Consider the following 22,806-nt stretch of genomic DNA (forward strand, 5'->3'; position numbering starts at 1 on the left):
CTCAGGGCGTGAGCGGGCCCTCCACCGGCAGCCGGTCATGCTCGACGAGCACCCGCACGGACTCCAGGATCGCGGCCTCCGGCTCGTACGCGGGCCGGTAGCCGAGCCGCTGCTGCGCCTTCTCGATGCTGAGGTACTGGCTGCGATGCAGGTGACCCCAGCTCGCCTGCGCGTGCTCGGGCGTGGTGCCCGCCCGGAACTGCTCCCAGGAGACCGGCTCGAGGTGGGCGGACCGACCGAACCAGCCGGCCGCGATCTCGGCGTAGCCACGCACGGTCAGGGCGGACGGCGCCACGGCGTGGAAGTCCTCACCCGAAGCAGCGTCACGCCGGGCGACGGCCAGCTCGAAGACCTGGGCCACATCATCGGCGTGGACGTGGTGCAGGGTCTCGGCGCCGCTGCCGGGGATCCGGAGCGTCCGGCCCGCGGAGAGCGCCGCCCACACCGACGGGTCGAGGTTGCCGAGCGGGTTGATCGGCGCCCAGCCGGGCCCGACGATATGCCCCGGGTGCACCGAGGTGGTCACCAGCCCGCCCGCACGGGTCTCCTGTTGCAGGTAGCGGGCGATCGCTTCCTTCTGGGTGCCGTACTCGTCGATGGCCCGGGTGCCCTCTCCCTCGCGGATCGGCAGTTTCAGGCTCGGGCCGTACCGCCAGATCGAGCCGCAGTGCAGCAGGTGGCCAGCCCTCCCACGCAGCGCCTCCACCAGCGCGGTCGTGGACGCCAGGGTGAAGCTGACGAGGTCCACGACGACGTCCGGGTCCTGGGCGAGGACTGTGGCACCGAACCTGCCGTCGGCGTCCTGCTGTTGCCGGTCGGCCACGACCTGGGTCACGTCGCGCCACTCGGGCGAGTCCGTGTAGGGGGCCTGGGTCCCGCGGCTGACGGAGACGAGGTCGTGGCCGGCTCGGACCAGCCGCGGGACGAGGTAGCTTCCGATGTGGCCGCTGCCTCCGACGACGATGATGCGCATGCTCACTCCTTGGTCCGGGGACCCCCAGCCTCTCGCAGGGCACCCGTCACGGCGAGCCGCGCACCCGGCCCGCTAGCGTCGAGTCGCCGTGAGCAGCAGGTACTCCCACTCCATCACGAAGGAGCCGCCGACCTCGCGCCCGTACTGCTCGCCGAGACCTGCCAGCGCGGTGTCCAGCGCTACGACCTTCTCGGGGTCGGCAGCGATGGCGCGGTAGATCGCGATCGTCGGTCCGTACGTCTGCTTGAAGTAGTCGCGGAACGCCGCGCCGCCGGTGAACGCGTCGACTACCAGCGTGCGCCGTTGCGCGCCTCGGATCTCGGCGCCGTCTGCGAACAGCGCGCGGACGTGGTCCTCCCGGCCCCAGAGCGGCGGGGGCTGGGCTCCGGGCGGAGCCGGTGGGGCGAACGGCTTCATGGTGGCGAACATCTGGCCGATGAATCCTTCCGGGGTCCAGGAGAGCAGGCCGATGGTTCCGCCCGGCCGGGTGACCCGGAGGAGCTCGTCGGCGGCATCCTGGTGGTGCGGCGCGAACATGACGCCCACGCAGGAGATGACGGCGTCGAACGCGCCGTCGTCGAACGGCAGCGCCTCGGCGTCCGCCTCCTGCCAGTCCAGGTGCAGGCCGGTGCCGGCGACGGACCGCTCGCCGATCTCGAGGAGGGCGGGCGTGAGGTCGCTCGCCACGACGTCGGCGCCGACGCGGGCCGCGGGGACGGCGGCGTTGCCGGTGCCGGCCGCGACATCCAGGACCCGCTGCTGCGCGGTGATGCCGGCGGCCTCGACGAGCACGGGTCCCAGGGACGGGATGATCTCGTCGGCGACCCGGTCGTAGGCGCCGAGGCCCCACATGGTCCGGTGCTTCGCCTTGAGTTCGCGGTCGGCAGTGGTGCCGGTGGTGTCGGTGGTGATCTGTTGTGCCATGGTTCCGAGCTCCTTCGTAGGGGAGTTCCCAGGGTGCGGCCGGCGGACCCGCACCTCCAGTGCCAACTCTGAACCGGCGCTGGTTCACGATCTGTACTGGTCAGCGTGGTCGCAGCAGGCGTCTAATTGGCGCAGGACGAGGAGGTCGCGATGGCGACGTACGGTCAGTTCTGCCCGGTCGCGAAGGCGATGGAGGTGCTCGACGAGCGCTGGACGCTGCTGATCATCCGGGAGCTGATCGCCGGCAGCAGCCACTTCAACGAACTGCGGCGTGGGCTGCCGCGGATGTCACCGGCGCTGCTGTCCAAACGGCTCCGGAGCCTGGACCGCGCCGGGCTGGTGCGCCGGGTCGAGGTCGGCGGCAGAGTCAGTTACGCCCTGACCGAGTCCGGGCTGGATCTGCAGGAGGTGGTCGAGGCCCTCGGCGTCTGGGGCCTGCGCTGGGTCGGCGACCTCGGCGAGGAGGACCTGGATCCGCACCTGCTGTTCTGGGACATGCGCCGGACGATCCCGCTGGCGGCGTGGCCGCGCACGCGCACCGTCCTGGAGTTCCGGTTGTCCGACGTCCCGCAGCGCAGCGGCGGCTGGTGGTTGGTGGTCGCCGGGGACGAGGTGGACGTGTGCGACTACGACCCCGGCTTCGAGGCGACCGCGACGGTCCGGACCACCTTGCGCACGCTCGTCCGGCTGTGGCGTGGGGACACCGGGTGGGACGATGCCCTGCGCTCGGGAGACGTCCGGGTCGAGGGACCCACGGACGTCAGGCGGGCGATCCCGGCCTGGCTCGGGCGGATGCGACTGGCGGACTTGGCCGCCGCCCGTGCCGCGGTCCCCGGGTGACCGGCAGGGTGTCCCCGGGTAGCCCGCAGGGTCGGTGGAGCGAGCCGAGGCCGCCCCATGGGCGTGGCGAGTGGAGCAGGCCCGGCCCGGCGTGATCCCCTGGCCGCATGTCGACGCCGCTCGAACCCCTCACCCTGACAGGCAGTCTGGTCCGGCTCGAGCCGCTCTCGGCCGGGCACCACGACGGCCTCGTCGACGCCGTGCGGGACGGGCAGATGTGGGACCGCTGGTACACCTCGATCCCCCGGCCCGAGGACATGGCGGGTGAGATCGAGGGCCGGCTCGCTCGGCAGGAGCGGGGCGAGATGCTGGCGTTCACGGCGATCCGAACGACGGATGACGTGGTGCTGGGGATGACCACCTACTACGACTGGGACGCGGCCGTGCCCCGGCTCGAGATCGGCTACACCTGGAATCGGGCCTCCGCGCACGGGACCGGGACGAACGCCGAGTCGAAACTGTTGCTGCTCACGCACGCGTTCGAGACCCTCGGTTGCGAGTGCGTGGGATTTCGCACCCAATGGGTGAACCACCAGTCCCGGGCCGCGATCGAGCGCCTCGGAGCGAAGCAGGACGGCGTGCTCCGGGCGAACCGGCGCTACCGCAACGGTGCCCTGCTGGACGCGGTGCTCTACTCGATCGTGCGCGCGGAGTGGCCCGCGGTCAGGGCGAACCTGGAGCACCGGCTGCGGCACCGCGTCGCGGGCTGAGCCGGTCCGATAGCTGCTCCGCATCGAGGTTCGCGCCCTCCAGGGAGCGCCCGAGTAGCCGGCCGGGCTCAGCGGTCCACTCGCACCAGGATCAGGTCGGTGAGCGGTTCGCTGACGGCGACCAGCTCGGGCGTGCCCCACATGCCGGCCGGCGACGTCAACTTGGCCCAGAGGCTCAGTTTCTTGGGGTTCGGCGCGTCCGCGGCGTCGACGGTGAGCGCGAAGTCCGCGTCACCCACGCCCGCATCCACGGCCACCCCGGCGAGGACGTCACCGTCGTGGCCGACCAACTTGATCGTGAAGACCGAGCCACCGGGCAGCGCGATGCGCTCCCGGATGCCGACGGTGCCGTTGACGGTGACGATGTTCGAGACCATCGCTCTACCGTAGATCAGAGCGCCCGGCCTTCGCGGAGCGCGGCGATCGCCTTGTCGACGCGGCGCGTCCGGGTCTCGTCGGTCTTGGCGTCGGCGATCGGGAGCGTGAAGCGCTTCTGCTTGCTGGCCGAGAGCGACTCGTAGAAGGTCTTCGCGCCGGGATCCTCGGCAAGGGCCGCAGCGAGCTCGGGCGGTACGTCGACCACCCGGGGCTCGGTGTCGAGCACGACGTCGACCTCGACGTCGTCACCGCCCGCGACACCCGCGGCCGCGCGGTTCGCCGCGCTGAGGGAGATCATGAACTGCCCCTCGTAGGACACCGCCGAACTGCGATAGGTGTGCCCGTTGATGGTCACCACCACCAGGTGCCGCTTCCCGGGTCCCAGTGCCGCCATCACCTCCTCCGGGACCGGAACGCCGGTGTTGTTGCCGGTCTGATGGATGGTCGTCGGGTAGCGCATGCCCCCAGTGTGCCGATTCGAGCGCCGGCCGGCCAGGGTCAGAACGGCGGTGGCGCGTCGGGTGGACGTGGTGGGTGCAGGGTGCCGTAGACCACGTGGCCGAGGAAGGTCCGGGTGCCGTCACGTTCACGGCGGTAGCGCAGTCCGGCCGGGGTGGTCCACTCGAAGAGCCCGGGCTCGGCCTGCTCGACCCGGAACCCGCCGTGCGTCTTGATCAGGTGCTCACGCGTGCACATCGGGCCGAGGTTGTCCTCCGACGTGGTTCCGCCCGCGGCGTCACCGGGCTCGTCGGCACCTTCGGGCGAGTGGATCCAGGCCACGGTGTGGTCGAGATCGCACCCGGACGCCGGGCGCGAGCAGCCGGGACCCACACAGGTCCGGTCGCGCGCGACGATGTGGTCGGCCAGCTCCTGCGTGGGCCGGTAGCGGGTGTGACCCAGATCGAGCACCGCATGCGTGAGCGGATCGGTGACCAGTCGACGCCAGATCCCGCCGGCCGCGATCGCCCTCGCGGCGGTCGGCGTGATCGGCACGTACCCGGTCAGGATCGGGACGGTCTCAGGATCGATCGAGGTCTTGGGTGGGCTCGGATGGGTGTCGTGGATCTGCTCGGCCCGACCGCCGCGCCCGCTCCACGGACGACGACCGACTCCGAGCGCTTCACCCGTGCCGATCGCCCCATCAGGGCAGGGCTGCGCTCCACGATCGGCGCCAGGCCCGGCGTTGCCGGACCCGTCGGCCGCAAGGAGGTGCTCGAGCGCGACTGTCACATGGATCTCGGGTCGGCGCCCGCCGTTGGACGCGAGGTCGGTATCGGTCCCGGGAAACCGGCCGCCGGCCAGGGCGAGCGCCCCGACGTCGGTCAGGATGTCGAAGCGCAACTGGTCCAGGGTGCGTGGATCGCCGGCGGTTCGCGCCGCCCGTGCGGCACCGTCCAGGGCCACATCCAGAGTGAGCACCTGGTCGGCGGGGCCGGACACCCACACCGAGGCCTCCCCGTCCGGCAGGGTCCTGGGGCGGGTGACCTTCCTGGACCTGGCCCGGCGTTGGGCGCGAGCCTGTGCCTGCGCCGGGTCGACGCTGATCAGTGCCTTCGCGACATCCGATCGCACCTGTCCCGGGGTGCGGTCGGGCGCCTTGGGCAGCACCAGGTCCTCCACCGCCATGGCCACCTCGCCCGGCACGTCCACCAGCGACTCCGCCATGATCTTCGCCTTGGCCGGATCGATCCGGCCGACGGCGAGGGCGGCGCCGGTGCCGACCAGTATCGACGTGAACATGGTCCCCTGACGTATCAGCGACAGGCACTCGTTCCGCGTGGTCGTCAGCCGCATCGCCAACTCGTCACCGGCGGTGGACGTCTGCCCCTGCGTGAACATCTCCAGGGCGGGCTGGTTCATCGCGGCTCGCTCGGCAAGGACCGCAGCGGCGCGGGTCAGGGTATCGTGCGCGGCCGCCTCGAGCCGCCGGGCAGCGGCCGCGACCTCCACCAGGACCGCTTCGTCGACGGTGTCGAGGTCGAGCTCGGCGAGTTCGCCATCAGTTCCGGCGAGGGTGGCATCTGCGCGAGCCGCTGCACCAGCGGCGGGTTCTCGAGGCCGGCCAGGAACGCGGCGAGCTCCGTCTCGAGCAAGGTGTCCGACGGGTCCGACGCGTCCAACCGGCCCGCAACTGCAGAGTTGCCCACGGCACCGAGTCCCACCCCGTCAGGTGCAAGCAGGACCTCCCACTCCCAGGCCAGGCGCACCGTGGCGACGTCCGCGGCAGGGAAGATCTGCACCCGGGCAGGGTCGAGACCCCCACCCTCGGGTGGCCCGCCGACCGACTCCGTTGCCATACCCACTACGCTACGACCGACCCCTGACATCGCCTCGAACACGGGCCTCGCCGGGGAATCCCTGCACCTCTGGACCGCAGCCTCGACCTCAGCCTCCCGACCTTGAGCGGCGGCGGATGCGAGTCAATCCACTTGATCGCGAGGCGGGTGACTGCCACGGTGCCCTCATGCCTGCCGCGGTCGCACCGACGCCAGCCGATCTCCCCCGCACGGGCCCGATGCGTCTGGTCCTGCTGGGCGGCGCGCCCGGCGTCGGGAAGTCCACCGTCGCCCGCGAGTTCCTGAGCCTCGCGGCCGACGGCTCGGTCCTCGTGCAGTGGGTCGATGTCGACTCGCTCTGGGCGCACCAGCCCTGGGAGGTCACTGAGCGGACGACCGCCATGGTCCAGGCGAACCTGCGCGCCGTGATCGCCAACGCGGACGCCGCCGGTATCGAACTGCTGCTGGTGACCTGGGTGTTCCAGGACACCAGCATGCAGGACCTGGTCCGTACCCTCGCGCCACCCGCGCTCCCAACGGTCAGCGTGCAGCTGCATGCGGAGCCCGAGACCTGGCGACACCGGTTCGAGAGCGACTCGGCACGTCCCGAACTCGACGACTTCTATCGGCGCCGCTACATCGAGGCGCAACGGACGCCGTCGGACCATGTGCTGCACTCCGACGGAAAGGATGCCCGTGCGCTAGCGCGCGAACTGGGGCAACTCCTGACGGGCTGCTGACCGAGTTCCGACCGGTCAGTCCATCTCGGGAAATGCGACGTAGAAGGACGCGTCGAGATCTTCGCCGAGACCCACCAGGTAGTGACTCTCGAGCACCTTCCCGGTGGCCGCGCTCGCTGCGTCAAGGTCCGCGATCACCAACAATCGCTGTTCCTCCGGGCCAACCTCCTGGAACTGCTCGTACAGCTGCGTGGGCGGTGCGTCGCCGTCCGACACCACGCTGCCGTCCGGATTGGTGGCTGCCTCGGTGGCGGCGTCATCGGTGAACCCGGGCACGCCCGCCGACTCCGACCAGCCGACGAAGACGCAGTAGTACAGGACGTCGACCGGCAGGCACCACGGTTGGCCGGCGTCGATCGCCTCCGTCATCGCGGTGAGGTCACCGACGCTCACCTGATCGTGGCCCTCGGTGAGGGCTTCGAGCACGACGTCCCGGTCCCAGGTCCGCGCCGTGGTGGTCGCGCTCGGCGCCGGGGACGTTGTCTCCTCCCCCGTGTCCGCCCCGCTCACGGTGCACGCCGCGAGAGCCGACGCCAGCGACAACACCCCGAGTCCTGCCATCCGGCCACGTCCACGCCGCATCGCGGTCCCTAGTCCCCTCAACCCGATATCCGCCAGGGACAATACCGCTCGGTGTCCGCCCCGCGCAGTCAGCTGCGCTCGAGGATCTGCCCCCGCCGGTCCGCCCAGGCGAGCGCGGAGGCGATCGCCTCCTCCAGGGTGAGTTCGGCCCGCCACCCGAGCAACGCCGTCGCCCTGTCGACGTTCGCGAAGGCCCCGACGGCGTCGCCCGGTCTGGGTGGGGCCGTCACCGTGGGCACCTCGGTTCCGGCGACCCGCTCGAACGCGGTGACCAGTTCGCGCACCGTGACGCCCGAGCCGGTGCCCACATTGATGATCACGCTCGGGGCATGGACTCCCGCCAGGACGTCGTCGAACGCCTCGACCGCGCGCACATGGGCGCGCGCCAGGTCCCAGACGTGGATGTAGTCGCGGATGCCGGTGCCGTCGCGAGTGGGCAGGTCGGTGCCGGTGATCGTGAAGGCCTCCTGTTCGCCGCGGGCGGCGAGCACGAGCTGGCCGAGCACGTGCGAGGGCTCCTTGTCGTAGATCCCGCTGGTCAGGTCCGGGTCGGAGCCGATCGGGTTGAAGTACCGCAGGATCACCGCGCGCAGGTCGGTGGCGGCGGCGAGGTCCTGCAGGATCTGCTCCATGATGCGTTTGGTGCGCGCGTACGGGGACGTCGGCTCCAGCGGGTCCGCCTCGGTGACCTCGAAGCCCTCCTTCGGCGCATACAGCGACGCGGACGAGGAGAACAGCACCCGCGGCTTGCCGAGCGCGGTCAGTTCGTCGAAGAGCTCCAGCGACTTCGCGACGTTGTCCCGGTAGTACAGGTACGGCTGCGCCACCGACTCCGGGACCACGATCCGGGCCGCCAGGTGGATGGTGGCCTCGAGGTCCGGGTGCTCGGCGACGATGCGGCGGAGCAGGTCACGGTCGGCGACGTCGCCCTCGTAGAAGATCCGGCCGGTGGTGAACACCCGCGGGCCGCTGAGCAGGGAGTCCAGGATCACCGGGGTGTGCCCGGCCTGCTCGAGCGCCGTCGCGGTCACCGACCCGATGTAGCCGGCCCCGCCGGTGACCAGGATCTTCATACGCGCGAGCCTACTGGCCGGAGTCCGGACCGGTCCCCGGAGGGTCGGGTCGCCCGGCGCGTCAGGGAAGCACTCCTGAGGGCCGGTCCAGGTGCGCCCCGGCGCCGACCGCGTACGCCGCCGCGACCCAGCCGGCGAACTCCTCGTCCAGCTGGGTGAGCTCGTCCACCCGGAAGTGGTGCACGAAAAGCCGCCTCGTGTACGGCGCGGCGCTGCGGATGCGCGGGTCCTCCACCCGCCGCTGCAGGTCCAGGTAGCCGACCAGCTGCCCACGGTCGGTGGGCCGGGCACCGGCGAAACCACGGCGGACGCCCTTGAACGTGATGGTGGTCTTGGAGACGGCGTACGTGAACGGGCCACAGCCGGCGACCAGTTCGACGAACCGTTCGTAGAGGGCGACCCCCTCGTCGGGCTTGCCCCGCAGATGGTCGGCGACGGTCCACTCCACGATGTCCACCGGAGCAACCTATGCCCTCATGTGTCCCGCCGGAACAGCGCCCGCGCCTCGGCGGCGAGGATCACCGAACCGGCCACCAGCACGCCGGTGCCGGAGGCGATCTGGTCGGCGTCACCCTGCTCGGCCAGGTCCGCGGCGAGGGCCACGGCCTCCCCGACGTGGTCGGCCACGTGCACCCGGTCGGAGTCGAACACGTCCCGGGCCAGATCGGCGAGGTCGTCGATGTCCATGGAGCGCATCGACGTGGACCGGGTGATGACCACCTCGTCGAGGGCCGGCTCGAGGACGGACAGGATGCCCTCGGCGTCCTTGTCCGCCATGATCCCGACCACGCCCACCAGCCGGTGGAACGCGAACGCCTCCTCGAGCGCCTCGACGAGCACCTGGGCGCCGGCCGGGTTGTGCGCGGCGTCGACGAGCACGGTGGGGCTGCGTCGGACCACCTCGAGGCGCGCGGGCGAGTCCACGTCGGCGAACGCGGCCTCGACCACCGAGCCGTCGAGGGCTCCCCCACCGGTGAACTGCTCGACCGCCGCGAGCGCGAGGAGTGCGTTCTGGGCCTGGTGGGCGCCGTGCAGGGGCAGGAAGACCTCGGTGTAGAGGCCGCCGGTGCCGCGCAGGTCGATCAGCTGGCCGCCGACGGCGACGGTCCGGTTCACCACCTCGATGTCGTAGCCCTGCGCGATCACGCGGGCGCCGCGGGCCCTGGCGGTGTCGGCGATGATGACGGCGGCTTCCTCGGGCTGCTCGGCGGTCACCACGATGGCACCCGGGTCGAGCGCCTTGATGATGCCGGACTTCACGGTGGCGATCTCCGTGATCGTGTGCCCGAGCCAGCGCTCGTGGTCCCGGGAGATCGGCGTGAACACCGCCACCTCGCCGTCGACGACGTTGGTGGAGTCCCATTCCCCGCCGAGGCCCACCTCGACCACGGCCACGTCCACCGGGGCGTCGGCGAAGGCCGCGAACGCGAACCCGGCGAGCACCTCGAAGAAGCTCAGCCGGGACTGCCCCTTCTCCGCCAGTTGGGCATCCACGATCGCCACGTACGGCTCGATGTCGCGCCAGACCTCCACGAACCGCACCGCGGAGATCGGCTCACCGTCGATCGCGATCCGCTCCCGCACCGTGTGCAGATGGGGGGACGTGAACCGACCCGTGCGCAGCCCCAGCTCCCGCAGCAGCCGCTCGACCATCCGGGACGTGGACGTCTTGCCGTTCGTGCCGGTGAGGTGGATCGCCCGGAACGACTTCTGCGGGTCCCCCAGCAGCTCGACCAGAGCGGCGACCCGGTCGATGGTCGGGTCGATGTCGTGCTCGGGGGCCCGGGTCAGGATCTCCGAGTAGATGGCCTTGGCCTCGGCCTCGGCGGCCACCTCCGCGGCGCGCTCGGCCGGGGTGACCTTCCGCTCCTCGTCCTTGCCGAAGCCGTACCGGTGACTGGTGGTGTTCATGCGGTGACCTTCTCCAGATCGATCCCGACGCCGTGGTCGCCGTCATCCGAGACGACCGGCGACACGTCGACGGCGACCGAGAGCGCGAGCGTCTCGCCGGCGATGAAGTCCTTGCGGTCGGTGACGGCCTGCACCCACTGCCCGGGCACGGACAGTCGAAGCGAGATCCGGTCGGCCACGTGCAGGTCGGCCGCCTTGCGTGCGTCCTGCACCTGCCGGATCACGTCGCGGGCGTAGCCCTCCCCGATCAGGTCGTCGTCCAGCTCCAGGTCGAGCACCACGAACCCGCCGCCGTCGAGCACCCCGGCGGCGATGGCGTCGCCGAAGCGGTCCTCGATCTCCGTGCTCAGCGAGTACTCGCCCTCCTCCAGGACGATCCCGGAGACCGTGACGACGCCGTCGGCGGACTGCTCCCAGGCCCCGGCCCGGGCGCCGCCGATGACCTTCTGGACGTCCTTGCCCAGGCGTGGCCCGGCCGCCCTGGCGTTCACGGTCAGTTTCGTGTACACGCCGTAGTCGGCGGCCGCGCCGTCGGCCAGGTCGAGCACCTGGACCTCCTTGACGTTGACCTCCTCGGCGATCAGGTCCGTGAACCGCGCGAGCGCTGCCGTATCGGAGACCACGGCGCGCACCTTCCGCAGCGGCTGGCGCACCCGCAGCTTGTTCGCCTTCCGCAGGCCGTGGGTGGTGGAGACGACGTCCCGCACCGCCTCCATGGCCGCGACCAGCTCGTCGTCGGCCAGCAGCGCCGCCGCGGTGGTGTCTGCGGCGTTCTCCGGGTCGGGGAAGTCGGTCAGGTGCACCGACCGGCCGCCGGTGAGCCCCCGCCAGACCTCCTCGGTGACCAGCGGCGCGAGCGGCGCCATCACCCGGGTGAGCACCTCGAGCGCGGTGTAGAGGGTGTTGTAGGAGCCTTCGTCCTCGTCCCAGAACCGCTGCCGGGAGGTGCGCACGTACCAGTTCGTCAGCATGTCCAGGTGCTCACGGACCCGCGCGCACGCGCCCGGGATGTCGTTGACCTCCAGGTCGGCGCGCACGCCGGTCACGAGCGTGCGGGTCCGGGCGAGCAGGTACCGGTCCATGACGTCGAGCCCGGCCACCGCCTCGGGCGAGGGTGCGTGCGCGTCCAGCCCGGCGCCGTCGTTGCAGGTGTTCGCGTAGAGGCTGAAGAAGTACCAGGTGTTCCACAGCGGCAGCAGGATCTGGCGGACGTTCTCCCGGATCCCCTCCTCGGTGACGATGAGGTTCCCGCCGCGCAGGATCGGCGAGGCCATCAGGAACCAGCGCATCGCATCGGACCCGTCCCGGTCGAACACCTCGTTCACGTCCGGGTAGTTGCGCAGCGACTTGCTCATCTTGCGCCCGTCCGAGCCGAGCACCACACCGTGGCACACGGAGGTCCGGAACGCGGGCCGGTCGAACAGGCCGGTGGCGAGCACGTGCAGCAGATAGAACCAGCCGCGGGTCTGGTTCACGTACTCGACGATGAAGTCGCCCGGGTAGTGATGCTCGAACCAGTCCGCGTTCTCGAACGGGTAGTGCACCTGCGCGAACGGCATCGACCCGGAGTCGAACCAGACGTCCAGCACGTCCGGGATGCGGCGCATCGTGGACGCCCCGGTCGGGTCGTCCGGGTTCGGCCGGGTCAGTTCGTCGATGTAGGGGCGGTGCAGATCGGTGACGGCCACCCCGAAGTCGGCCTCGAGGTCCGCGATCGAGCCGTACACGTCCACCCGAGGGTAGGCGGGGTCATCGCTCACCCACACCGGGATCGGCGTACCGAAGTACCGGTTGCGCGAGATCGACCAGTCCCGGGCATTCGCTAGCCACTTGCCGAACTGGCCGTGCTTGATGTGCTCGGGAACCCAGGTGATCTCCTCGTTCAGCTCCACCATCCGGTCCCGGAACTCGGTGACCCGAACGAACCAGGAGCTCATCGCCTTGTAGATGAGCGGGTTCTTGCAGCGCCAGCAGTGCGGGTAGGAGTGGTCGTAGGTCTCGTGCCGCACCACCACGGGGCGCACCTGCGGCGCGAACTGCCCGACGGCGCCGCTTCCGTTCTTGAGGTCGGCGATCGCCTTGGGGTTCGCGTCGAAGACCTGCAGCCCGGCGTAGTCGGGCACCTCGGCGGTGAACTTCCCGGCCGCGTCCACCGGCACCACCGGGGTGATCCCGGCGGCGTCGCAGACAGCCATGTCGTCCTCACCGAACGCGGGCGCGAGGTGCACCAGGCCGGTGCCGTCCTCGGTGGAGACGAAGTCCGCGGCGAGCAGCCGGTGGGCGTTCTCGTGACCGGCGAAGTACGGGAACGGCGGCGTGTAGGACCGCCCGGCCAGCTCGGCACCGGTGAGCCGTTCCAGCACCTCGGGCTCGTCACCCAGCTCCCGGGCGTAGGCGCCGAGGCGGGAGTCCGCGAGCAGCACCTTCTCCCCCGCGAGCGCGCCCTCGGCCGGGCGCACCACGACGTAGGAGATCTCGGGCCCGACGGCGATCGCCAGGTTCGAGGGCAGCGTCCAGGGGGTGGTGGTCCAGATGAGCGCGAGCTCCCCGGTCTCCAGCCGCAGCCCGACGGTCAGGGCCGGGTCCTGGCGCATCTGGTAGACGTCGTCGTCCATCCGCAGCTCATGGTTGGACAGCGGCGTCTCGTCGCGCCAGCAGTACGGCAGGACGCGGTAGCCCTCGTAGGCCAGGCCCTTGTCGTAGAGGCGCTTGAACGCCCAGATCACCGACTCCATGTAGGTGACGTCGAGCGTCTTGTAGTCGTTCTCGAAGTCCACCCACCGGGCCTGCCGGGTGACGTACTCCTCCCACTCCTTGGTGTAGCGGAGCACGGAGTCGCGGCAGGCCGCGTTGAAGGCCTCGATCCCCATCTCCTCGATCTCGGCCTTGGTGCTGATGCCGAGGATCCGCTCCGCCTCGAGTTCGGCCGGCAGTCCGTGCGTGTCCCAGCCGAACCGGCGCTCCACCCGCTTGCCCAGCATCGTCCGGAACCGGGGCACGACGTCCTTGACGTACCCGGTCAGCAGGTGCCCGTAGTGCGGCAGTCCGTTCGCGAACGGCGGCCCGTCGTAGAAGACGAACTCGTTCGACCCGTCCTCGCCGGCCGGCCGCTGGTCGATCGAGGCCTGGAACGTGCCGTCGGAGTCCCAGTACGCGAGCACCCCCTCTTCGAGCTCGGGGAAACTCGGGGAGGGCGCTACGCCGTCGGCCCGGGTGTGGCGGGGGTAGTGCTGCTCGCTCGGCTCGGTGGACATCTGCGCGGATCCTTCGTAGTACGGACGTGCCTGCCGTACGAGGACGATGCGCACCCGGGTTTGGGGCGTACCGCGGTACCACCTCGCTTGCCGGCCGCCCGAGGGCACCCGACCGCTCCTTGCGGGCTGTGACGGGCCCACCCGTTCGGTTCTACTGGGCCGGCCCGCGGGCGGGTCGGCCGTTCTTCCGAAGGCTCACCGGTGATGGCCGGGTCGATGCCTCTGGGGCGAGTCTAGCGCCGACGTCACGCTGATTCGTCAGCCCCTGTCACCGCCCAGGTGCTCGGACGCCGCGCAGCACGCCTGGGCCGAGGTCACCGATCGACGTGCATCCGGCCAGCCCGAGCGTGATGTCGAGCTCGGCGAGGATGTTCCGGATCACCTCGCGCACACCGTCCTCGCCGGCGACGCCGAGACCGTAGGCGTAGGGCCGTCCGATCGCGACGGCGGTGGCGCCCAGGGCGAGCGCGATGACGGCGTCCGATCCGTGCCGTACGCCCGAGTCGAACACGATCGGCACCCTTCCGCCGATTCGGCGCGCGATCTCCGGCAGCACGTCGAGGGTCGGCACCGACCGGTCGACCTGGCGTCCGCCGTGGTTCGAGACCCAGACGCCGTCCACGCCCGCGTCGAGCGCCCGCTCGGCGTCGTCCGGGTGCACGATGCCCTTCAGCAGGATCGGCAGGTCGGTCCACGCCCGCGCCTTCGCAAGATCGTCCCAGGTGAGCGTGGGGGTCGAGAACACCTCGAGGAAGGTCTCGACCGCGGCACGCGGCAACGGCGAGCGCAGGTTCTCGCGGATGCTCCGCGAGCCCGTGACCGGTGCCCCCTTGCGTGCGATCCGGACACCCGCGGCGACCGCCCTCGGGGTGATCCGGACCGGCGGCTGCTCGTCCGCGCTCGCCGGACCCGCGGCCGCGCCGGCGCGCTCACGCACGAGGTCCTTGAACACCGGGTCGCTCGTGTACTGGGCGATGCCCAGCCCGCGCGTGAACGGCAGATACGCGAGGTCCAGGTCCCGGGTGCGCCAGCCGAGTAGATGGGTGTCGAGGGTCACGACGATCGCCTCGCAGCCGGACGCCGCGGCCCGCCGCAGCAGGGAGGCGTTGAGAGACTCGGACGCCGACCAGTAGAGCTGGAACAGGCGTGAGCCGCCGGGCGCGGCGTCGGCCACCTGCGCCATCGGGAACGACGCCTGGCTCGACAGCGTGTAGGGGACGCCGAGCGAGGCGGCCGCTCGCGCGACCGCGAGATCCGCCTCCGGATGGGCCAGCTCCATGACCCCGAGCGGCGCAAGCAGCAGTGGTGTCGGGCGGCGCCGGCCGAGGAGGTCGATCGACAGGTCACGGACCGACACGTCGCGCAGGGGCCGCGGCCACACCTGCCATCGATCGAACGCCGCCAGGTTGGCCGCCACGGTCCGCTCGTCGCCGGCACCACCGGCGAGGTAGGCGAACGCCTCGGGGCTGAGTGCCTTGCGGGCGGCCGCCTCCAGGGCGACGGCGCCGACCGGCACGCGCGGTCGCGTACCGCTGATGCCGGCACGGAAGATCTCGGACTGGGTGCGCCGACCCACGCCGTCGGGGCGGGCTGTGCCGCTCACCTGCCGGCCACCGGGCCGGTCACCGCCCCTGGTCGGGGTCGGGCCAGTGCACCGAGGAGTCGTAGTCGTGATGGCGGCGCACGTAGGCGGCGATGAACGGGCAGTAGGGCACAATCGTCTCGCCGCGGGCGACGGTGTCGTCCAGAGCGCCGCGGGCCAGGGCACTACCCAGGCCCTGACCTCCGAACTCCTCCTCGACGACGGTGTGGCTGAACGCGGTGCCGGCCGCCTCGGAGTGGAACGCCGCGATGCCGGCCCTGGTCCCTCCCACCCAGATCTCGTACTGTCCCTCCGCGTCGTTGCGGACGATCGTCGGTACCTCGGTCTGGCTCACCCGTGGTCTTCCCCTCGTGACGTGATGACCCCGGGCGTCCCTGCCCGGGCGTGTCTGCCTGCCCCGCGATCCACCGTATCAACGAGCGGGCCGGGCCCGGGTGATGGACCGCGGCGCGGCCGCCGAGCCGAGTTGGTCGCGGGCCCGCCCGAGGAGGGTCTCCTCGTCCAGTTCGGCGCCGCTCACCTCGACCCGCAGCACCCAGCCGAGGCGGGGGTCGGGCACTGCCTGCACGACGGCGTCGGTCACCTCGTGCTGGCGCTGGAACCACTCGCGCACCTCGCCCAGGTGCACGTTGTGACCACCGACCACGACGACGTCGTCCGCGCGCCCGGCCACGAACAGGCGGCCCGTGCCGTCCAGGTGGCCGAGGTCGCCGGTGGGCAGGTAGCCGCCCGGCGTGTCCGCGGCCCGCCACGGCGAGCGGACCCATAGGTGCCCCACCACGCCGTCGGGAAGATCCACGCCGTCCTCGTCCCCGACCTTCAGGCGGACCCCGGTGGCGGGTCGCCCGACCGTGCCCGGTGCCTCCCGCAGGTCGGCGGCGGTGGCGATCGTGGCGGTTCCGGTCTCGCTGGTGCCGAAGAAGTCGAGCAGGGCGTCCGGGTAGAGCGCCTCGATCCGGGCGGCGAGGTCGACCGGCAGAGGCGCGGAGCCGGCCGCGATCCGGCGTAGCGGGGGGCGGTTGGCGTGCGCTTCGAGGGCCCGCGTCAGACCCAGGAGTTGGCCCGGGACGCCGAGCACGGCCCCGACCCGGTGGATCCCGATCAGCTCGACCCAGCGCTCGGGCGGCAGCCCGTGCCCGAGCACGATCGGGGCGCCGATCACGAGCGCCGCGGAGAGCGCACTGAGTCCGTGCCCGTGCGACAGTGGCGCCGTGACCAGGACGGGCTCGCCCCGGCGCAGCCCGAGCGCCGCGAGCAGGCTGAGCACCGTGCCCAGCTGGCCCCGGCGCACACCCGGCCGGGCGGTCGGGTGCGGGGTGTGCGTGGTCCCGGAGGTGAGCAGGTGCAGGGTGCCGGCCCGGCGTCGCCGCCACCGGGGTCCGAGCCGCACTGAGGGCGTGATGGTGGCCGGAACTGAGGCCGGGATGGTGGCCGGGACGGCGGCGGCCGTTGGGGTGCAGTCGAGCAGCCGGATGGCTGGGTCGGGAGCCGCGGCCAGCCCGGGGGCCGTGGCGTCGTCATGGACGATCACGGCAGGCCGGGTCCGGTCGATGATCGTCCGCAGCCGCTCGGCGCCGACGCTCGGTCCGACCAGCACCACGTCCACTCCGAGGGCACCGGCGGCCAGTACCGTCGCCACCTGTCCGCGGTGATCGCGGGCGTGCACGGCGATCCGCGGCCGGCTCCCGGTCGCCGGCAGTGCCTGGGCGAGCCTCACGGCGGCGACCTCGACCGCCAGGGCCAGCCCGTCGCCGTCGAGCGGGCCGAGTCGGTCCACGAGCACGGGAACCGTCCGGCTGCGCCTGGCCGCGGCGAGCGCAGCCCCGGGAAGAGTGGCGCCGTAGCGCAGCAGCGGGCCCAGCGCGGGCAGGTCCGCCGGCCGGGGCCCCATCGCGCGCAGCACGGCGGCGCCCTCGCCGACGACGTGCCAGGTGGAGCGGTGCCTCACCACAGGCCCCGGAGCACGGTGCCCAGAAGTCGGTCGGAGGCCGCCGGTGCGAGCGCACTCACCGCACCACCCAGCCGCGCCCACCACGGTGAGATCAGCCGTGGCCGGTCCACGATCGCCCGGCACACGAGCGCGGCCGCGTCGTCCGCGCTGAGGCCCGGCGCGGTGGCGTAGCGCGCGGTGGGGGCGCTCATCGCGGTGTGCACCAGCGGCAGGTGGACCGAGGTGGTGGCCACGCCGTCGGCGGCCAGCTCGGGGGCGACGGCCCGCAGCCACGCCTCGAACGCGGACTTGCTCGCCGCGTACGCGGAGTAGCCCGGGCTCGGCACGTCCACGCTCGCGGACGCCACGGAGATCAGGTGACCGGCGCCGTCGGCCGCCATCTGCCGCAGCAGGGGGAGCAGCAGGGCGACCGGACCGAGGGCGTTGACGCCGGTCACGCGCTGCACGTCGTGGAACCGGTCGGTGTAGTCGGCCAGGTTCCGGCGGATGCTGTGCCCGGCGTTGGAGACGACGACGGCAGGGGTGCCGTGATCGGCGAGGATCCTGATGCCGGCGGCGCGCGCCGCATCGGTGTCGCGCAGGTCGACTCGGAGGGTGTTCGCCCGGCCGCCGAGGGCGCGGACGGCGTCGGCGACGCCGTCGAGCGCGTCACCGCGGGCGAGCAACACCACGTGGGCGCCGACGGCCCCGAGCCGGATCGCGATCCGCTCACCGACGCCGCGGGAGGCGCCGGTGATCAGCACGGTCCGCCCGGCGACGACCCTGCGGACGGCCTCCGGTCCGGGACCGAAGCCGGCCATGCCGAGCAGCGCTCGCACGCCGACCGGCCAGGTCCACTCTCCCCCCATGGTCGCCGAGCCTAGCCGCCGCATCTGGTCGACTAGGCTCGACGTGACCGGGTCGTCGAGGCGTTGGGAGTGCGGCACGCATGCTGGAACTGCCGCCGATACCGCGGCTACGGCCGGAGGACCGGGCCGCCCGGCGGAGCGGACTGCTGGACCTGTTCGAGAGCCACGTGTACGGCCGGACACCGGCGGGTGGCCACCTCGATCGGGTCGCCGTCCGAACCGATGAGCCGGTGGACGGCGGGCGCCGGGTCGAGCTCGACGTCACCGTGGCCGGCCCGCGCGGCGAGCGCACCGTGCCGGTGCTGGTGCACGTTCCCGAGGGTGCTCCGGTTGCGGTGGTGGTGGCCCTGAACTTCGCGGGCAATCACGCGACCACGCCGGCGCCGGGGGTGCGGATCGGACGCAACCGGGACGTCGCCCGAGGTTCGAGGGCGTCACGATGGCCGTACCGGGCGATCCTTGGCCGCGGCTATGCGGTCGCCACCGCGCACTACGAGGACTTCGAGATCGACTCCCCCGGTCACGCCGTCGAGGGTGTGCGGGGCCTGTTCTCACACGATCCGAGAGACCCGCACGGCTGGGGCGCGATCGGGGCCTGGGCCTGGGGGCTGAGCCGGGTCTTCGAGGCGATGGCCGGGGTACCGGGATTCGAGCCGGGCGCGGCCGTCGCGCTCGGGCACTCGCGGCTCGGCAAGGCCGCACTGTGGGCGGGTGCGCAGGACGGCCGGTTCGCCGCCGTGGTGGCCAACGACTCCGGCTGCGGCGGGGCCGGGCTGCACCGGCACCGGGCGCCCGGCAAGGAGACGATCGCGGCGATCACGGCGAGGTTCCCGCACTGGTTCGCGCCGACCTTCGCCGGGTACGCCGACCGCGAGGCGGACCTGCCGGTCGACGCCCATGAGTTGCTGGCACTGATCGCGCCGCGCGCCGTGCACGTGGCCAGCGCGGTCGAGGACCTGTGGGCGGACCCGCTCGGGGAGTACCTGGCCACGGTAGCCGCGTCCCCGGCGTACGAGGCGTTCGGTCTCACCGGCACCCGTTCCGTCGACGAGGGGTCGGCGGTGCTGCCGACGCTCGGGCAGCGGGTCGGGGGCCGGCTGTCCTATCACGCGCGGCCGGGCGGGCACGACCTCACGGCGCAGGACTGGGAACTGGCGCTGGACGCCGCCGACGACGCGTTCACGGCCGAGGCAGCGCCCTCCTAGCCACCCGGACCTCAGCCGACGAGGGGTGCGAGTGCTCCGGTGACGGCGATCTCATCCGGACGCAGCCACGGCGCGACGATCTCGGCGACGGCCGAGACGTGCGCCGAGTCCGCGACCACGAGGTGGATGTCGAGCAGTCCGCTCACACCGCTACCGGAGGAGAGCACGCCGAGGTCCTCGCCCTCCGCCGTGAGCGCGTCCTGCGCGGCCCGGATCTCGGCCCAGGTGGGCAGCTCGGACGTCTGCACACACAGCGGCCCGGCGTAGATCTCCCGGAAGTCCACCCGGGCCGACGCCGCGTCGCCGGAGACGAGCACGTTCATGACGTCGCCGCCGCCGGAGACGTAGCTGAGGACGTACCCGTCGTGGGCCTCGAGGAACATCATCAGGTCCGACTGCTGGCTGATCAGGTCCGTCCCCGCGAGACTCCCACCGGCCCCGGCCGCGGGGTCGTCGCACAGCTGCGGGAACTCGGACGGTTCGTCGGTGGACGGTTCCCACCCGGTGGGCGGTTCCACGGAGACCGGCTCGGTGAGGGTGAACGACGTCCCGTCGTAGGTGCCGACCACCCAGGCGTTCCCCCAGGTCCGCCCGCTCGCCGACTCGTGTTCGATGCCGTCCCAGCCCTCGAACCCGACCAGCTCCGGCCCGGCGCACTGTGGCGGGTAGGAGGTCAGGACGGCGCCGAGGCAGATCTGGGCCGGTTCGCCCTCGAGCTGCATGATCGTGCCGGCGCCGACCAGCAGCTCACCCGGGCCACCGGTCGAGGGCGGTGGCCCTCCGCCCGGCGGCCCGCCGACCCCGCCGCACGCCGCGAGCCCGAGGCTCGCCGTCACGGCCAACACCCCACCCAGGACCGATCGCCTCATCGTGGTCTCCCCTCGTCCTACCGTGACTGTGTCGCGGCAGGCCGTCGGCTTGCACGCGCGGCACCGGCCACGCTCCGGTAGATGATCGGCTGGGCGGCCACCCCGTTCGCCCGGAAGTTCGCGAGCACGAAGGACCGGAAGCTCGGCCGCAGGAGCAGGCTCGGCAGGAACGTCCGATAGTGCGGCCAGCTCGCGAAGTTCACGAGTCCGTAGTCGCCGGACTCGCCGTCCAACGGCCGCAGCAGCACGGAGTTCGACAGCGACGTACGCTCCTGGAACCAGCCGGCCGTGTACCGCCAGACCTCGATCAGGGTGTCCCGGTCGTCCGCGTAGAAGAAGTTGAACAGCACCGGCCGCCCGTCGGCGTGCTCGACGTCGTCGATCCGGGCCGCGTTGCTCGCGGCGATCGTCAGGACCCGGTGCGCACCGGAGCCGACCCGCTGGGCCAGGTCCCGGACCTGGGCGTCGTCACGCAGCGTCCGGGCGTGGTCGGGATCGACCGTGCGCACGACCACGACGAGGTCGAACCGGGCCGCCGAGCGGCCCCGATCGCGCAGCAGGCGCCCACCCTCGCCCGGTGGGCGCAGGACCGCACGGAAGACGGCGACGGACTCGATGTCCGGTCGCCCCTCGAGCTCCGCGGCGGCTCGGATGACGGCGCCCTGGCGTGCCCGCAGGCTTCGTGCCGGGATTGCGAACGGGCCCGCCCAGCGGCCGATCTCGGCAGCGATGACGAGGTAGCCGTTGGGCTGCGGAGTCCGCAGCCGCGCCCGGGCCGCGCGCGTGTCGTTGACGATCTGCATCGACGATCCCTCCGGTTCGGTGGTTGGTCGTGCGAGGCCTGCGAAACTTCTGCACCATCCCCTTAGGCCAACGCTTGTTGACTTCGACCGTAGCCAGGTCGTGTCACGAAGTCAACGCCTGTTGGCATAGGCTGTCCTCGTGAGGAGATCAGCAGCGGAGACGAAGGAATCCATCCTGCGCGCAGCGCGGGAACGGTTCGCCCTGGACGGTTACGACCGCGCCACGATCCGGGCGATCGCCGGGGAGGTGGGCATCGATCCGGCCATGGTGATGCGCTACTTCGGCTCCAAGGAGCGGTTGTTCGCCGCCGCGACCGAATACGATCTCTCGCTTCCGGACCTGGTGGCCGGTCCCGCGGATCGGCTCGGTTTCGTGCTCGCCGCGCACTTCGTGGACCTCTGGGAGGGCAGCGAGGCCCTGCAGATCCTGCTCCGCAGCAGCGCGACCGACGCCGGGCTCGCCGAGCGGATGAACGACATCTTCGCGACCCAGCTCCTGCCGGTGGTGGCGGACCTGACACCGGACCCGGATGAGGCCGCCCGGCGGGCCGGGATGGCAGCCGCGCAGGTCTTCGGCGTCGCGCTGTGCCGGTACGTGCTGCGCCTGCCGCCCGTCGTCGCGATGGACCGGGAGGAGATCGTCGCCTGGATCGGTCCCACCCTGCAGCGCTACCTGTCCGAGGGCGCCGCGGTCACCACGACCTGACGACGACCGCCCCTCACCCCAGCAGGTCGGGCGCGAAGGCGACCAGGATCTTGCTCGCCGGGTCCGAGCCGTCGGCCAGCCCGGCGAACGCGCCCTGCGCCTGCTCCGGTGCGACGACGCGTGAGATCAGCGGGGCGAGCTCGGGGCCGGCACCGGCCGCCCAGGCGGCCGTGTCGGCGAAGTGGACCGGTGCGTAGCAGAACGACCCGACCAGGGTGCGCTCCGCCGTCGAGATCGCGTAGGCGGGCACTTCCACGGTCGGCGCTCCCATGCCGACGAGCACCACGGTCCCGCCGGCCGCCGTCGCGGCCAGGGCCGTCTCCAGGGTGGCGCTCACACCGACGGCGTCGATCGCGGTGTCCACGGCGCCGACGGCCTCGGGCAGCTCGTCGGGATGGACGACGGCGAAACCGAGTTCCGCGACGAGCGTCCGGCGGGCCGGGTGCGGCTCCGAGACGAGGACGGACGCCGCCCCGAGACGTCGGCAGGCGATGGCGACGGCCTGACCGATCGGGCCACCCCCCACGACCAGCACCCGCGAGGACGCGGCGACACCGCCGCGCAGGGCCGCGTGGTAGCCGACCGCGAGGGGTTCGACCAGCGCGCCGAGGGCGACGTCACCACCGAAGCCGATCAGGTTGGCCGCCGGTGCGGCGAGGTAGTCGGCGAACCCGCTCGAGATGGTGGGGTCGACCCCGATCACGCGGCGCTGGGCACAGATGTGGGCGTTGCCCTCGAGGCATCGGGCGCACGATCCACACCCGAGGTTCGGGTTCAGCACGACGACGTCGCCCACGGCCGGCCCCGTCGCCCCCTCCCCGAGTGCCACAACCACCCCGACCGTCTCGTGGCCCATCACCTGACCCGGCCGGCGGCGACCGTTCTCACCGGTGTAGCCGTGCAGGTCGGAGCCGCAGATCCCGGTCGCCACGACGCGCACCAGCGCCTCGCCCGGCGCCGGCCCCGGAGTCGGCCGCTCCTGGACCTCGAACCGGCCGAAGTCGGCGAGCACGAGGGCACGCATCTGAGCTGGGATGGTCGCGAGCATCGATGCCTCGTTCTCCGGGTGCACGGGTGGGCTGGGTCCCGACCGAACCTACTGGGCGCGCGCGGCCGGTGTCGACGGACCCGCCAGTCACCCGATGTCAGGGGCGAGTGAC

23 protein-coding genes are annotated in these 22,806 nt (G+C 72.1%); 5 read left to right on the forward strand and 18 right to left on the reverse strand.

Translation table 11 applies throughout. The features are described 5' to 3' along the window. Window position 1: 1 nt before the first annotated feature. Window positions 2-973 carry an NAD-dependent epimerase/dehydratase family protein gene (locus EXU48_RS02970; RefSeq protein WP_133106118.1) on the reverse strand — a complete coding sequence of 324 codons (972 nt, stop codon included), beginning with the start codon at window positions 971-973 and terminating at the stop codon, window positions 2-4. A gap of 72 nt (window positions 974-1,045) precedes the next feature. Next, the gene (locus tag EXU48_RS02975) at window positions 1,046-1,897 is read right to left on the reverse strand and encodes a class I SAM-dependent methyltransferase (protein ID WP_133106119.1); all 852 of its coding nucleotides are present in this window, start codon (window positions 1,895-1,897) and stop codon (window positions 1,046-1,048) included. Between the two features lie 150 nt (window positions 1,898-2,047). Here EXU48_RS02975 and EXU48_RS02980 point away from each other — a divergent pair, with 150 nt between their 5' ends. Both EXU48_RS02980 and EXU48_RS02985 read left to right on the forward strand, forming a co-directional pair. Then, window positions 2,048-2,737 (forward strand): winged helix-turn-helix transcriptional regulator, encoded by a 690-nt coding sequence (locus tag EXU48_RS02980; protein WP_133106120.1) that lies wholly within the window; start codon window positions 2,048-2,050, stop codon window positions 2,735-2,737. Between the two features lie 107 nt (window positions 2,738-2,844). Next, a complete protein-coding gene (locus EXU48_RS02985; protein ID WP_133106121.1) occupies window positions 2,845-3,447 on the forward strand; it encodes a GNAT family N-acetyltransferase in 603 nt (200 codons plus the stop codon). A 68-nt stretch (window positions 3,448-3,515) separates the two neighbouring features. On the opposite strand, the gene EXU48_RS02990 is transcribed toward EXU48_RS02985, so the two are convergent. Genes EXU48_RS02990 through EXU48_RS03005 form a run of 4 tightly spaced genes read right to left on the reverse strand, consistent with a single transcriptional unit; the run spans window position 3,516 to window position 6,122 of the window. Then, window positions 3,516-3,824: a YbaY family lipoprotein gene (locus EXU48_RS02990; protein WP_133106122.1), complete on the reverse strand. Its 309-nt coding sequence runs from the start codon at window positions 3,822-3,824 to the stop codon at window positions 3,516-3,518. Window positions 3,825-3,838: 14 nt separating this feature from the next. Continuing rightward, window positions 3,839-4,285 (reverse strand): YdeI/OmpD-associated family protein, encoded by a 447-nt coding sequence (locus tag EXU48_RS02995; RefSeq protein ID WP_133106123.1) that lies wholly within the window; start codon window positions 4,283-4,285, stop codon window positions 3,839-3,841. Window positions 4,286-4,323: 38 nt separating this feature from the next. Continuing rightward, entirely contained in the window at window positions 4,324-5,775 is a 1,452-nt protein-coding gene (locus EXU48_RS03000) for an HNH endonuclease signature motif containing protein (protein ID WP_165962668.1), read from the reverse strand. After that, window positions 5,721-6,122, reverse strand: coding sequence for a hypothetical protein (locus EXU48_RS03005; RefSeq protein ID WP_133106125.1), 402 nt, complete (start codon window positions 6,120-6,122; stop codon window positions 5,721-5,723). The genes EXU48_RS03000 and EXU48_RS03005 overlap by 55 nt, the downstream gene beginning before the upstream one ends. Window positions 6,123-6,289: 167 nt before the next feature. Here EXU48_RS03005 and EXU48_RS03010 point away from each other — a divergent pair, with 167 nt between their 5' ends. Beyond that, entirely contained in the window at window positions 6,290-6,841 is a 552-nt protein-coding gene (locus EXU48_RS03010) for an AAA family ATPase (protein ID WP_133106126.1), read from the forward strand. Between the two features lie 15 nt (window positions 6,842-6,856). Here the strand turns inward: EXU48_RS03010 and EXU48_RS03015 are convergent, their stop codons facing one another. The 9 genes from EXU48_RS03015 to EXU48_RS03055 all read right to left on the reverse strand — a co-directional run bounded on the left by EXU48_RS03015 (window position 6,857) and on the right by EXU48_RS03055 (window position 18,063). Then, a complete protein-coding gene (locus EXU48_RS03015) occupies window positions 6,857-7,402 on the reverse strand; it encodes a hypothetical protein (RefSeq protein ID WP_133106127.1) in 546 nt (181 codons plus the stop codon). Window positions 7,403-7,491: 89 nt separating this feature from the next. Beyond that, window positions 7,492-8,496 (reverse strand): UDP-glucose 4-epimerase GalE, encoded by a 1,005-nt coding sequence (gene galE, locus EXU48_RS03020; RefSeq protein ID WP_133106128.1) that lies wholly within the window; start codon window positions 8,494-8,496, stop codon window positions 7,492-7,494. 61 nt (window positions 8,497-8,557) lie between these two features. Further along, entirely contained in the window at window positions 8,558-8,953 is a 396-nt protein-coding gene (locus tag EXU48_RS03025) for a DUF5655 domain-containing protein (protein ID WP_207947609.1), read from the reverse strand. 17 nt (window positions 8,954-8,970) lie between these two features. Next, a complete protein-coding gene (locus EXU48_RS03030; RefSeq protein WP_133106129.1) occupies window positions 8,971-10,407 on the reverse strand; it encodes a bifunctional folylpolyglutamate synthase/dihydrofolate synthase in 1,437 nt (478 codons plus the stop codon). Then, complete coding sequence (ileS, locus tag EXU48_RS03035; RefSeq protein WP_133106130.1) at window positions 10,404-13,661, reverse strand: isoleucine--tRNA ligase; 3,258 nt, start codon at window positions 13,659-13,661, stop codon at window positions 10,404-10,406. Before ileS ends, EXU48_RS03030 begins: the two co-directional genes overlap by 4 nt. Window positions 13,662-13,929: 268 nt before the next feature. Continuing rightward, the gene (locus EXU48_RS03040; RefSeq protein WP_133106131.1) at window positions 13,930-15,264 is read right to left on the reverse strand and encodes an alpha-hydroxy-acid oxidizing protein; all 1,335 of its coding nucleotides are present in this window, start codon (window positions 15,262-15,264) and stop codon (window positions 13,930-13,932) included. A gap of 19 nt (window positions 15,265-15,283) precedes the next feature. Then, window positions 15,284-15,598, reverse strand: a complete 315-nt coding sequence (locus EXU48_RS03045) for a GNAT family N-acetyltransferase (RefSeq protein ID WP_133106132.1) — start codon at window positions 15,596-15,598, stop codon at window positions 15,284-15,286. Window positions 15,599-15,676: 78 nt separating this feature from the next. Beyond that, the gene (locus EXU48_RS03050; protein WP_133106133.1) at window positions 15,677-17,212 is read right to left on the reverse strand and encodes an AMP-binding protein; all 1,536 of its coding nucleotides are present in this window, start codon (window positions 17,210-17,212) and stop codon (window positions 15,677-15,679) included. Beyond that, window positions 17,209-18,063, reverse strand: a complete 855-nt coding sequence (locus EXU48_RS03055) for an SDR family NAD(P)-dependent oxidoreductase (RefSeq protein ID WP_165962669.1) — start codon at window positions 18,061-18,063, stop codon at window positions 17,209-17,211. Before EXU48_RS03055 ends, EXU48_RS03050 begins: the two co-directional genes overlap by 4 nt. A gap of 80 nt (window positions 18,064-18,143) precedes the next feature. Here EXU48_RS03055 and EXU48_RS03060 point away from each other — a divergent pair, with 80 nt between their 5' ends. Next, complete coding sequence (locus EXU48_RS03060) at window positions 18,144-19,268, forward strand: glucuronyl esterase domain-containing protein (protein ID WP_133106135.1); 1,125 nt, start codon at window positions 18,144-18,146, stop codon at window positions 19,266-19,268. An 11-nt stretch (window positions 19,269-19,279) separates the two neighbouring features. Here EXU48_RS03060 and EXU48_RS03065 read toward each other — a convergent pair whose 3' ends face one another. Continuing rightward, window positions 19,280-20,137 carry a hypothetical protein gene (locus tag EXU48_RS03065; RefSeq protein ID WP_133106136.1) on the reverse strand — a complete coding sequence of 286 codons (858 nt, stop codon included), beginning with the start codon at window positions 20,135-20,137 and terminating at the stop codon, window positions 19,280-19,282. 17 nt (window positions 20,138-20,154) lie between these two features. Then, window positions 20,155-20,940, reverse strand: a complete 786-nt coding sequence (locus tag EXU48_RS03070) for a hypothetical protein (protein WP_133106137.1) — start codon at window positions 20,938-20,940, stop codon at window positions 20,155-20,157. A 139-nt stretch (window positions 20,941-21,079) separates the two neighbouring features. Between EXU48_RS03070 and EXU48_RS03075 the strand changes: the two genes are divergently transcribed. Continuing rightward, entirely contained in the window at window positions 21,080-21,646 is a 567-nt protein-coding gene (locus tag EXU48_RS03075; protein ID WP_133106138.1) for a TetR/AcrR family transcriptional regulator, read from the forward strand. Between the two features lie 13 nt (window positions 21,647-21,659). Here EXU48_RS03075 and EXU48_RS03080 read toward each other — a convergent pair whose 3' ends face one another. Next, complete coding sequence (locus EXU48_RS03080; protein ID WP_235856807.1) at window positions 21,660-22,694, reverse strand: zinc-dependent alcohol dehydrogenase; 1,035 nt, start codon at window positions 22,692-22,694, stop codon at window positions 21,660-21,662. Between the last annotated feature and the right edge of the window lie 112 nt (window positions 22,695-22,806).

It is taken from the genome of Occultella glacieicola, from assembly GCF_004353825.1.
In the GTDB taxonomy this organism is placed as follows: domain Bacteria; phylum Actinomycetota; class Actinomycetes; order Actinomycetales; family Beutenbergiaceae; genus Occultella; species Occultella glacieicola.